This is a genomic window from Corallococcus sp. AB032C (assembly GCF_003668935.1).
In the GTDB taxonomy this organism is placed as follows: domain Bacteria; phylum Myxococcota; class Myxococcia; order Myxococcales; family Myxococcaceae; genus Corallococcus; species Corallococcus exiguus.
Map to the genome: position 1 here is coordinate 1 of NZ_RAWP01000121.1, position 11,418 is coordinate 11,418.

10 protein-coding genes are annotated in these 11,418 nt (G+C 71.0%); 6 read left to right on the top strand and 4 right to left on the bottom strand.

Annotation, left to right across the window (positions count from 1 at the left end; all coding sequences use genetic code 11):
- Positions 1-309: 309 nt before the first annotated feature.
- The 3 genes from D7X99_RS35380 to D7X99_RS35390 all read left to right on the top strand — a co-directional run bounded on the left by D7X99_RS35380 (position 310) and on the right by D7X99_RS35390 (position 4,179).
- Positions 310-2,244, top strand: a complete 1,935-nt coding sequence (locus D7X99_RS35380) for an FHA domain-containing protein (protein ID WP_233597361.1) — start codon at positions 310-312, stop codon at positions 2,242-2,244.
- A gap of 104 nt (positions 2,245-2,348) precedes the next feature.
- On the top strand, positions 2,349-3,686 hold the full coding sequence (locus tag D7X99_RS35385; protein ID WP_121781618.1) for a cyclic nucleotide-binding domain-containing protein: 1,338 nt from the start codon (positions 2,349-2,351) through the stop codon (positions 3,684-3,686).
- 1 nt (position 3,687) lies between these two features.
- Entirely contained in the window at positions 3,688-4,179 is a 492-nt protein-coding gene (locus tag D7X99_RS35390) for a hypothetical protein (RefSeq protein WP_121781619.1), read from the top strand.
- Here D7X99_RS35390 and D7X99_RS35395 read toward each other — a convergent pair.
- A complete protein-coding gene (locus D7X99_RS35395) occupies positions 4,176-5,783 on the bottom strand; it encodes a tetratricopeptide repeat protein (protein ID WP_121781620.1) in 1,608 nt (535 codons plus the stop codon). The two genes, D7X99_RS35390 and D7X99_RS35395, sit on opposite strands and share 4 nt — an antisense overlap.
- A gap of 144 nt (positions 5,784-5,927) precedes the next feature.
- On the opposite strand from D7X99_RS35395, the gene D7X99_RS35400 reads away from it, so the two are divergent.
- Positions 5,928-6,896, top strand: a complete 969-nt coding sequence (locus D7X99_RS35400) for a homoserine kinase (RefSeq protein ID WP_121781621.1) — start codon at positions 5,928-5,930, stop codon at positions 6,894-6,896.
- Between the two features lie 3 nt (positions 6,897-6,899).
- Here D7X99_RS35400 and D7X99_RS35405 read toward each other — a convergent pair whose 3' ends face one another.
- From D7X99_RS35405 to D7X99_RS35415, 3 genes are all read right to left on the bottom strand, one after another.
- Positions 6,900-7,370 (bottom strand): nuclear transport factor 2 family protein, encoded by a 471-nt coding sequence (locus D7X99_RS35405; RefSeq protein ID WP_121781622.1) that lies wholly within the window; start codon positions 7,368-7,370, stop codon positions 6,900-6,902.
- Positions 7,371-7,443: 73 nt separating this feature from the next.
- On the bottom strand, positions 7,444-7,971 hold the full coding sequence (locus D7X99_RS35410; RefSeq protein ID WP_121781623.1) for a hypothetical protein: 528 nt from the start codon (positions 7,969-7,971) through the stop codon (positions 7,444-7,446).
- Between the two features lie 54 nt (positions 7,972-8,025).
- Positions 8,026-10,389, bottom strand: a complete 2,364-nt coding sequence (locus D7X99_RS35415) for a hypothetical protein (RefSeq protein ID WP_169826211.1) — start codon at positions 10,387-10,389, stop codon at positions 8,026-8,028.
- 25 nt (positions 10,390-10,414) lie between these two features.
- Between D7X99_RS35415 and D7X99_RS35420 the strand changes: the two genes are divergently transcribed.
- Complete coding sequence (locus tag D7X99_RS35420) at positions 10,415-10,816, top strand: TIGR02266 family protein (protein WP_043321926.1); 402 nt, start codon at positions 10,415-10,417, stop codon at positions 10,814-10,816.
- Complete coding sequence (locus tag D7X99_RS35425) at positions 10,813-11,364, top strand: DUF192 domain-containing protein (RefSeq protein WP_171805310.1); 552 nt, start codon at positions 10,813-10,815, stop codon at positions 11,362-11,364. Before D7X99_RS35420 ends, D7X99_RS35425 begins: the two co-directional genes overlap by 4 nt.
- The last annotated feature ends 54 nt before the right edge of the window (positions 11,365-11,418 follow it).

Genomic DNA, 11,418 nt, shown 5'->3' on the forward strand with positions numbered 1-11,418 from the left:
GGCTCGGGGCATGGAGGGGCTCGTGGCTCTTGAGGAAGCGGGAATGGAGGAAACCTACATCGGAGACGGGACGCCGTGCGGGCCAACGAACCGGATTGAGCCCGTCTTCCCTGAAAGGAACGCTGGGAGCGCATTCCCACCGTGCGGTGGGCGCTCTAAGATGATCGCCGCTTCAACCTGGACCCCCCCATGCCTCCTCGCCGTCCATCACCGTCATCGCGTTCGGGCACCGGCCGTTCGGCCGGAGGCGCGACGGCGGACCGCCGACCCAAAGCTCCCGCGGGGGGCGGCTCCCGCCGCGTCTCCGCCGTGCCGGATGAAGACTGGTCCGCGCCACTCTCCGGCGAAGACAGCCAGGACGGGGGAGACCCGGAGCTGTACGGCGACGCGGAGCCCGTTCGCTCGCGCACGGGCGAGACGCGGGTGGCCTCCATTGACGACGTGCGTCCGGAGGCGGAGGAGCCCGCCGAGGACGAGGACAACTCCGAGACGACGCGCGCCGGCCCCCCGGTGCTGATGCTGGTGCTGGACGGCCCGGACAAGGGGCGCAAGAAGCGCTTCAAGGGCGTGCGCATGGTGGTGGGGCGCAGCAAGGACTGCGACTTCGCCCTGGGCGACCAGACCGTGTCCCGGCGCCACCTGGAGCTCGTCTACGGCGAGAGCGGCGTGGTGATGCGCGATCTGGGCGGCATCTCCGGCACCCAGGTGAACGACCAGAAGGTCGACGAGTGCATCCTGAAGCACGGGGACGAAATCTCCGTGGGCAAGACGCGCCTGCGCTTCGTGGACGAGGGCGAGCTCATCAAGGAGATGCGCGCCAAGGCCGAGTCCGGCGAGGCGGACGAGAAGAAGGAAAAGAAGGAGGAGAAGAAGGACCCGCGCCTGGATGAGAAGACCAACGCGAACTACAAGATCGCGGACCTGATGCGCGACGAGAAGGCGCGCAAGACGGGCGTGCCCCGTCCGCGTCCGGTGCGCTCAACGGCGCGCGAGGGCTTCAAGATCACCTTCAAGATGAAGGTGGGCGCGGCGGTGGGTGGCCTGGTGCTCCTGATGCTGATCGCCGGTCTGGCGATGTCCGGCGGGAACAAGCCGCCGCCCAAGCCGGTGGTGGACCCCAGCCAGGCGCGCGCGCAGGAGCTGATGCAGCGAGCGCGCGACAAGGTGCGCGACGGCGAGTACCCGGACGCGGTGCGCTTCGCCCAGGAGGCGGAGAAGCTGCGCGTGGGCATCGACGTGGACGGCGTGGCCAAGGCGGCCCAGCAGCTCCAGGACATCATGGACGCCTTCCAGGCGACCCGGGACCTGATGGCGGAGAACCGCTACCCGGACGCGCGCGCGAAGCTGACCGGCACGCCGCAGGGCACGGCGCGCACGGACGAGGCGCGCAAGAAGCTGGAAGAGGAGCTGGACGCCCGCGAGCAGAAGTACACGCTGGACCTGGTCGATGCGGCGCTGACGGAGCGCCGGCCGGACGACGCGCGCACCCTCATCGCGGAGCTGCCGCAGGGCACGCGCTCGCTCTACGAGCAGAAGCTCACGGACCTGGTGAACCAGCTGGCCAAGGAGGCGCAGCAGGCCGCGCGGCAGGCGGGTGTCCGGCAGGCGGTGGCCGCGGAGAACGCCAAGCAGCGCCGCGCGGAGTTCGTGGCGGAGGCCTTCCAGGACGTGGAGCGCCGCTTCAACGGCGGGGACTTCCAGCGCGCGTCGCTGGAGGTGGACCGGGTGATGGACAAGTACCGGAGCGAGGCGGACATCCAGGCCCGCGCGCGCAACCTGAAGAAGCTCATCCCCCAGTTCCGCTCCGCCTTCGAGGAGGGCCAGAAGAAGTACGAGAACAACTCGTTGGAGGCCTCCGTGAAGCCGCTGCGCCGCGCGGTGGAGGTGTACCGGCAGATTGGCTTCGCTGGCTCGCTGGGCGACACGCTGGACAACGAGCTGGCCTCCGCGTCGGTGGCGGCGGGGCAGGCGGCCTTCAAGCGCAAGGAGTTCCCACTGGCGGGCCGCAGCTTCCGAGAGGCGCTGCGTCTCAACCCGGGTGACTCGCGCGCCCGCGACGGCCTGGACGAGCTGCAGAAGAAGGTGGAGGAGCTGTACCTGTCGGCGTACATCTCGCGCGACCGCGACCCGGCCCTGGCGACGGAGCAGTTCAAGATCGTCATCGAGTCCTCCGCGGAGGGCGCGGACGTGAAGCGCAAGGCGGAGATGGCGCTGAGCGACCTGCAGAAGGCCGGCGGTTCGTAGCGCATAGCTGGAGTCAGGGGGCCGCCGCCCGTGGGATGAGGGTGGGCGGCCTCTTTCATGTATCCCTGTCACACCTGTCGTCGTGCGCGGTCTGGAGACACCGGATGAACGAGTCGTCGTTGCGTGAGCTGGGCATGGACCTGTTCGAGGAGCGCCAGTTCGAGCGCGCCCTCGCCGTCTTCGCGGAGGCCGTTCGCCGCGTGCCCGCGGACCACCGCTCGCGCATGCTGGCGTCCCGGTGTCTGGCGGAGCTGGGTGAGCGCGAGCGCGCCGTCACCGCGTACCACGCGTGCGCGGAGGGGCTCCTGCGCCGCGACTACCTCTTGAGCGCCATGGCCGCGTGCAAGCTGGCCATGGAGCTGTCTCCGAACGAGCGCCGCCTGAAGGAGACGCTGTACCGCGTGCACTCGCGCGCCGCGCGCAGCGCCCCGGGCCGCGCCGCCGTGCCGCCGCCGCTGCCGCCGGAGCACCTGTACGACGGCAAGGTGGACACGGACCTGATGGGCCTCGTGGGCGAGGAGCTGTCCAACCGCGCCATTGAAGTGCTGGCCGCGCCGGACACCGGCGGCACCGCGGATCCGCAGAGCCGCCCGCCGCTGCCGCTGTTCGCGGACCTGGACCGGGACGCGTTCCTGGACCTGGTGGGGCGCATGGTGTGGCGCACCATCAAGCCGGAGGAGGTCATCAGCCGCGAGGGCGAGCCGGACGACCACCTGCACGTCATCGTCGCCGGCAAGGCGGAGGTGACGCGCCGGACGGACGGCGAGGACCGCACGCTGGGTTTCCTGGGCGGCGGTTCCATCTTCGGCGAGCTGGCGCTGCTCACGGGCGCGCCGCCCACCGCGTCGGTGACGGCGGTGTCGGACTCGGAGGTTTTTGAAATCCGCCGCGAGCACCTCAACGCGGTGGCGAAGAGCCACCCGGCGGTGCCGCAGCTGCTGGCGGACTTCGCGCAGCAGCGCATGATGCGCAACCTGATGGCGAACTCGCCCCTGTTCCAGCAGCTGCCGGAGTCGGAGCGGGGCGCGTTCTTCCAGCGCTTCACCTTCCGCGCGCTGCAGCCCGGCGAGAGGGTCCTGGTGGAGGGCGAGTACTCCCAGGGCCTCTTCCTGGTGCTGGCCGGCGAGCTGACGGTGCAGAAGGAGGACCCGGCGGGCGGCATGGTGACGCTGGGCGTGCTGCGCGAGGGCGACGTGGCGGGAGAGATTTCACTCCTCACGGGCTTGAGGGCCACGGCCACGGTGTCCGTGACGCGCAAGACGGCGGCGGGGTGGCTCAAGCGCGAGGCCTTCCAGGAGCTGGTGACGTCCTTCCCCAACATCCGCACGTACCTGGAGCAGCTGTCCGACCGCCGCCTGAAGCAGATTGGCGAAGCGCTGCGCCCGCTGGAAATCATCGACGCGGACGACATGATGCTGGAGCCGGAGACCGGGGCCGCCTGAGATGGTGCTGACTCGAACCCGGGTGGTGAGCGGCATGGCGGCGGTGCTCGCCGCCGCGCTCGTGTTGTTCCTCTGGCCGCGCGAGGAGCCGGGCGTGAAGGACGCCGTCACCCGGCGCATCATCGCGATGACGCGCTCGGCGGAGGAGAAGGACGTGGGCGGGGTGATGGAGGGCGTGTCCGAGCGCTTCAAGACGAAGGAAGGCTGGAGCAAGCAGGACGTGCGCGGCATCCTGGCCGCGCAGGTGCTGCGGGGCCAGTGGGTCCGCATCTTCACCACCGACATCGACGTGCACGAGGTGTCGCCCACGCAGGGTGACTTCCAGGCGCGCTTCATCTTCGGCCGCTCGGAGGCGGACAAGCTGGAGGACCTGGCCCGGGATAGCGTCCTCAACGCCTACGCCATCGAGGGCACCTTCGAGAAGGAAGAGGATGGCGAGTGGCGCGTGGTGAAGGCGAAGCAGCGCCAGTTGGACCCCTCGGAGCTGCTCTAACGCGTCACCGCCGCGGGGTCGTTGCCGCTGAAGAGCGGCCCTGCCTCCGTGAGCCAGGCCTTGGCCATGGCGGGCTGGCCGCTGGTCTCCAGGCGCTTCTTGATGTCGTTGGCGCGCGTGGCCAGCTGCTCCACGGGCGCGCCCTGGGCGCGGGCGCGCACGAGTGAGAAGTAGTGCTGCTGGCACCCGGAGGCGAACTCGCCCTGGGCGAAGAGCAGCTCGCCCAGCGCCGCGTACGCCTCCGGCATGCTGCCCGCGCCCGTCTCCGGCGCCACGGCGGTGAGCAGCGACTTCGCGCCGTCGAAGTCCTTGCGTGCGAGCAGCAGCGCGCCCTTGGCGTACTGCGCCCGCGCCAGCCCCACGCCGCGCGCCGAGAGCGCCTTGTCGTAGGCCGCGAGCGCGTCGTCCTGACGGCCGGCCGCCTCCATCACACCGCCGCGCGTGAGCCAGTAACGGTCGTCCCGGTCCAACGCGGGCAGCTCCTTGCCGTCCGCCGTCCGCACCTTCACCTCGCGAAAGGTCTTCTCGTAGGCGTCCAGCATGGCCAGCGCGCCTTCTCCGTCACCCTGGGCCTGGAGCAGCCGCGCGCCCTCCAGCGTCAGGAGCGGCGCGGTGGGCCGCTTGGCCGCCGCCGCCTCGAAGGCCTGGCGGGCGTCCGGGGCGCGCTTCACCGCGAGCGCACGGCCCCGGGTGAAGAGGGCGTAGTGCTCGTCCGGCCAGGCCTTGAGCGCCGCGTCCACGTGGGTGAGCGCCTCGTCCGGGGAGCCCTTCGCAAGGGAGACTTCCGCCTGGGCCACCGCCATGCGGGCCTGGAGCGCGGGCGTCAGCTCCTTGCCGCGCGAGCGCACCTCCTCCAGCAACGCCGTCACGCCGTCCGGAGGCCGCCCCGCGTACAGCTGCGCCAGGGCGGACGTCACCCGCGACAGCAGGTGGTCCGGGTTCACGGTGGTGGCGCGCGCGAAGGCCTCCACCGCCTGGGGGAACATCCCCTCGTCGAGCAGCGCTTCACCGTAGGCCGCGGAGAAGCGCGGATCCTTCCAGGCCCCTTCCGCCGCGCGCGCGAAGGCCTGGCGGGCCTCCGAGAGGTGCCCCTCCTTCTGTAGCAGTCGCGCCTGGGCCAGCGTCAGCCGGGGGCTGTTGGCGCCCTGGGACTTGAGCTCCTCCAACAGCTTGTGCGCCTCCGCCGTCTGCCCCGCGCCCACGAGCAGCAGGGCCCGGGCGCCGTAGCGCTCACCGGAGCGCGAGCCCAGCGTCTCCGCGCGCTCCAGCTGCTCGCGCGCCTTCGCTTCCGCGCCGGGCTGGTGGTGCGTGAGCCACAGCTCCGCCTGGAGGTCCGCGGCCAGCGCCCGCGCGTCGCGCGAGTCCGGCGCGAGCGCGAAGAGGGCCTCCAGGTTCTGCTGCGCCATGGCCAGGTCGCTGGGGTTTCCCTTCAGCACCGCGGAGCGCGCCGTGCGCAGGTGGGCGTCCACCTCCTGGCGCACCTGCCCCTGGTGCACGTACCAGGCGACACCCGCGGCGAGCAGCACGGCGACGACGCCAATCTGGGCCAGGGCGCTGCCCAGTCCCTCGCGACGCTTCCAGTCACCGCGGCCCGACGTTTCCATGGGGGTGGCCTCACGCGCGAAGATTGAAGATTTTCAGACAGTGATGCGAAGTAGGGCGGGCATGGACAGATAGGTCCGGCCCCCCGGGGTGTCAACGGGTGGGGGCAGCACGCACGCGGGGGCGGCACGCCCCGGAGGCACGTCATGGCCGTCTACACGACACTTCCCCCCGAGGCCTTCACCCACGTGGCGGAAGTCTGGGGCCTGGGGGCGGTGCGCTCCATCACGCCGATTCCCCAGGGCTCCATCAACACCAACCACCGGCTGGAGACGGACTCAGGCCGCGTCTTCGTGCGCCACACGACGGTGCGCTCGCCGGACGACCTGCGCTTCGAGGCGTCCCTGTTGGAGCACCTGTCCCGAGCGCACTTCCCCGCGCCGGTGCTGCTGGTGCCTCCGGGGCCCGCGCCCTTCGTGGAGCTGCACGGCGGGCGGATCAGCGTCTTCAAGTGGCTGGCCGGCGAGGAGTACACCCGCGACCGCCTCACGCCGGCGGTGCTGGAGCGCCTGGGGGCCGAGCTGGGCAAGCTGCACCGGACGACGCAGTCCTTCGGGGGTACGCGCGCGAACCCCTACGGCCCCGGCGTGGTGAAGGGCTGGCTGGAAGGCCTGTCCCGGCGGCCGGAGCCGGAGCTCGTCTCGGTGGCGGCGGAGCTGGAGCGGTACCTCGCGCGCGTGGAAGCCGAGCGCCAGGGACTGGAGCCCCGGGGCGTCATCCACGCGGACCTCTTCCTGGACAACGTGAAGTGGCTGGGCGACCGCGTGGGCGCCTTCTTCGACTTCGAGATGGCCTGCGTGGACGCGTACGCGCTGGACGTGGCCGTCACCCTCAACGCGTGGTGCTTCGAGGGGGCCTACCAGCCGGAGCGGTGCCAGGCGCTGCTGCGCGGCTACCAGGACGCGCGGCCGCTGTCGGACGTGGAGAAGCGGGCGCTGTACGGCCACGCCCTCTACGGCGCGGTGCGTTTCACCACCAGCCGCATCCGCGACTACCACCTGTCCCCGCTGGGCGCGGACAAGCTCGCGCCCAAGGACTTCCGCACCTACCTGTCCCGCGCGCGGGCCCTGGATGACATGGGCCCGGACGGGCTGAGGGCGCTCGTGGGCGTCTGACAGCTAGATGCCGGAGAGGATCTTCCAGTCGCCGCCGACCTTCTGGAACACCATCTGCTCCAGCTCCGAGTCCTGCTGGGGCCGGGCGTTGAGGCCGGGCATGCGCCAGGACGCGTTCCAGTAGTAGATGGCGAGCGCGATGTCGTCCTCGCGGAACTCCACGCGGCGGATGTTGAAGTCCACCTTGGGGTTCTGCAGCTTCTGGAAGAGGCCCTGGAGGTGGGACTCCAGGTTGCTGGCGGTGAGGTCGTCCGTCGGGTCGTCCGGGGTGCCGCCGTCGTCGCGGAACTTCGGGGAGACCAGCGCCTGGATGGCCTTCGCGTCGCGGGCCTCCAGGGCGGCGCGATACTTCTCCATCACGGCGAGGATGGCGCGGGTTTCACCGGTGTCTTCCAGCTCGGTGCCGGGGATGCGCTTCGGGGCGCATGCGGCCAGGAAGAAGACGGCGCAGAGGGCGAGGAAGCGGTTGTGCATGGCGGGGCCTTATGGGTTCAACCGCATTTGTGTCAACCCATTCCCCGGCCCCGCCGCCCTCCGTGCGCTTTGACTATTTGGCGCGGATGACTTCAGCGATGAAGCGGTTGAGCACGGGCAGCTCGCCGTCGAGGATCTTGAGGCCCTCGGTCTTGATGAGCGGCTCGGCAATCATCGCCACCGGCTTGAGCAGGAAGGGCACCTTGAGCGACAGCTCGCCCTCCATCTTGCGCTCCGTCTGACCATTGCCCAGGTCGCGCAGCTTCAGCACGCCCGAATTCATCAGCATCTTGGAGATGGTGTGGGACGTGGGCGTGTTGGTGAACGTGAGCTGCTTGGTGCGCTTGTCGTAGGTGGACGTCTCGATGAAGGCGAACCACTCCGGCGACACCTTCTTGGGGCCCACGGAGGAGATGACGGGCTTGGGGCGGTAGCGCACCTTGCGGTGCACGCGGTCACCGTCGACGCGCACCTCCTGGGGCTGCAGCTCCAGCAGCACGCCGTGGTGCTGGAGGAGGTACGGAAAGTAGCGCTCGTCCAGCAGCGCGCGCTCCACTTCGTCCACCGTCCCCTGGATGTACTGCGTCTTCTCGAAGTGCATGCCCCATCCACCTTTCCGTCGATGCGTGAGTCGTCTCTGCGCAGGGGCCCGCGTCTAGCGGAAAGCCTGACGCGGCACCAGGGGCCCGCGATAGGCCGTCTGCTCGAAGTCACAACGGGCCTGCCACTCGGAGGCCGACGCACGGAAGGCGGCCCCGTAGTCCGGCAGCGCGCCCACTTCATGCCGCACGGCGCCGCAGTCGCCCGCCAGGTAGGCGGCCTCGATTCGCAGCCGCGTGGCTTCCCGGCGGATGGCCTCCGGGAGGGTGGTGTCCGAAAGGGCGCGCTGGAGCTGCTCCCCCGCGAGCGCCGGGGCCCCCACCTGGTGCAGCCGCCGCCCCAGCAGGTAGTGCAGCCACGGATCCATCGGTGACGCGAGGAGGGCTCGGTCCAATAGCAGGAGGCGCAGCTCCTCCTGCGGCGCGCGGAAGTAAGCCTCGATGGGCGCGCGGCGCGACGGCGTCTCCAGCGCGGCCAGCTTCACCTGGGCGGTGCGCGTGAGCTCCGGCCCCGGATCCATCGCGAGCGCGGCCTGGAGGAAGGCGCGCGAACCCTCCACGTCCTCCAGGTGGAGGGCCACGTCGGCGCGGGCCACGGCCACCTCCGCGGCGAGCGTGGGCCGGTCCTTCACCTGGTCCGCGAGCGTGGCCAGCACCTTCGCCGCGTCGGGCCCGCGCTCCAGGGCGTCCAGGGCCACGGCCTGGCCCAGCTGGTAGGACGGCTCCTCCGGCTGGAGCCGGGCGGCGCGCTGGTAGCGCTGGAGCGCGTCCTGCGGGTCGCTGGCGAGCGATTCGCGGGCGGAGTCCGACAGCCGGGCCACCTCGCGGGCGCAGGCGCGGGTGAAGAGGCTGCCGGTGCGGAAGCGGGCGAAGGCGCGCGCGAGCGCGGACGCGTCCAGGGGCAGCGCGTCCAGGGTGCGCTCCCACTCGGTGACGAGCTCGTCCAGGGGCCGGCCGTAGGCCTCGTTGAAGTCCGCGTGCGCGTAGACGGCGCGCAGCTTGTCCGCGCCGTAGGTGTCCGCCAGGTAGCGCAGGAACGAACCCGCCACGGTGTACGCGCGCGCCGGGGCGGACTGGTAGAAGCCCTTGGGGCCCATGAGGTCGCGCATGTCCGGGGCCAGCCCCTGCCTGCGCATGCCCGCGGCCCACTGGTGCAGGGTGAGCTCGCCCTGCACGGGGTCGTCCGCGGCCACCGCGAGCCCTTCAATCACGCCCATCAGCGGCCACACGCCCAGCCGGGTGGTGACGCGGAAGAAGCCGGAGCCCGCGGGGCCCGCCATCACGTGCGCCAGCTCATGGTGCAGCGTGGAGTGGGGGAAGGGCTTGTCCTGGATGTGCAGCTCCGTGCGCCAGGGCTTGGCGAACTGGGTGCGGCCGGCGCCCACCAGCCGCTGCTTCTCCTCCTCGGAGCGGTAGAGCCACACCCGCACGCGCTCCGTGGGGGCCACGCCCAGGAAACCGGCCGTCTGGGTGAAGCGGAACTCCAGGTCGCGGGCCATGCGGTCCACGTCCTGGCGGGCCTTGCCGCGCGGGTAGTGCAGGACGAAGTGCTCCGTCTCCCGCACGCCGCCCAGCTGCTCGGAGAGGTACGTGTCGCTCATCCGCAGGCCAAGCTGAGGCGCGCGGGCCTCCAGCCAGACGATGCCCAGGGCGCAGGGGAGCACCAGCCCCAGCAGGCCACCGGGGCGCGCGCCCTTCAGCGTCAGGCGCCCGGTGCGCACGTCCAGCAGCGCGAGGGCGAGCCCCGCGAAGGCGCCAACCCACAGGAGCGTCTCCAGGCGGAACCAGCCCAGCGCGGCCGTCATCTGGAGGGCCTCGTCGTAGAGCGGGCCGGGCAGGTGGCCCAGGAAGATGTTGAAGGCGAACACCTGGGGCCCGAAGACGATGGGCCACACCGTCACCCCCAGTGAGGCGAGGAGGAGCAGGGCGTACAGGCCCGCCGCGCTCCGGGGCCGGGCCGTCGCGAAGCCCAGGAGCACGCCCGCCGCGGAGGCCACCAGGGCGGAGGGGATGGTCAGCAGGGGGTAGAAGCCCGCCAGCTCGAAGGGGTCGCACGCGGTGCGAAGCCGGGCGAAGAGCAGGGCGCACACGAAGGGGGGGACGAGCACCCCCAGGTTCAGGACGACGCTGGCCCCCAGGGCGCGGCCCACGGCGGTTCCGGGCAGGGCGGACGCTTCTACCCGGGCGGGCATGGGGGCGGCGCCCGTGAGGATGCGGCGCTCCTGGGCAGCGGCGGCGATGCCTGTCCCCCCCCCGAGCAGACCGACGGCGATGGACAGGGCCAGGCCCAGTTCGAAGCCCGGGACCCCGAAAAGGGGGAGGAGGACGAGGGCCGACCCCCCACCGCCGAGCAGCAGCACGGTGGCCAGGACGGCTGGACGGCCCAACAGTGCACGGGCACGGGGGAGGACTTGCCGCATGGCGTCCCCTATACTCCCCGGCCGCATGTCCGAACAGAAGAGCGGATCCGAACTGCGCACCCATGGTCGTGCGCCCATCGAGCTGAAGGTCGACTACAAGAAGCTCAATTCGTTCTTCGCTGACTACACGAAGAACATCAGCAAGGGCGGCACGTTCATCAAGACGAAGAAGCCGCTGCCCATTGGCACGCGCTTCCTCTTCAAGTTGACGGTGCCGCACCGAGAGGCACCTTTCGAATTGCTGGGCGAAGTCGTCTGGTCCAAGGCCGACGCGGAGGAGCCCGGCATGGGCATCCGCTTCATCTACAGCAGCGAGTCCCAGCGCGTGGACTTCGAGACGCTGGTGGAGCGGCTGATGTCGGACAGCCTGGGCTCCGAGCTGACCGAGAAGCTGCTCAACAAGCCCCTGCATCCCCAGCATCCATGAAGATGCGCCTCACGTTCGTCCTGGCGGCGCTGGCCTTCGCGGGCGGCGCATGTCAGGAAGCGCCGGCCGCGCCTCCGAAGCCCGCCGCGCCCGCTCCGGCGCGTCCCCGGTCCAAGGACGTGTCGGCGGAGGACTACGTGATGCCGACCCTGCCGCGCGCGCACGTGCGGCTGAAGGATGCCTACGGTGGTGTGCGCCGCGTGGAGGTGGAGGTGGCCGCCACGGGCGAGTCGCGCACGCGCGGGCTCATGTGGCGCAAGGCGCTGCCGGCCGGGCAGGGCATGCTCTTCATCTTCCCGGATGAAGAGGTGCGCGGCTTCTGGATGCGCAACACGCTCATCCCGTTGGACATGTTGTTCATCACGTCCGAGGGCCGCGTCGTGGGCATCATCGAGAACGCGGAGCCGCGCACGCTGACGAACCGCACGGTGGGCATCCCCAGCCAGTACGTGCTGGAGGTGCCGGGCGGCTGGTGCCAGAAGAACGGCATCGTCCGCGGCGGCACGGCGGAGTTCGAGGGCGTCAGCACCATCCCCATCATGCCGTGACGCAACGGGGGCCGGTGATGCGCGTTTGTCGCGCGCCCGGTTTGCCCGTGATGA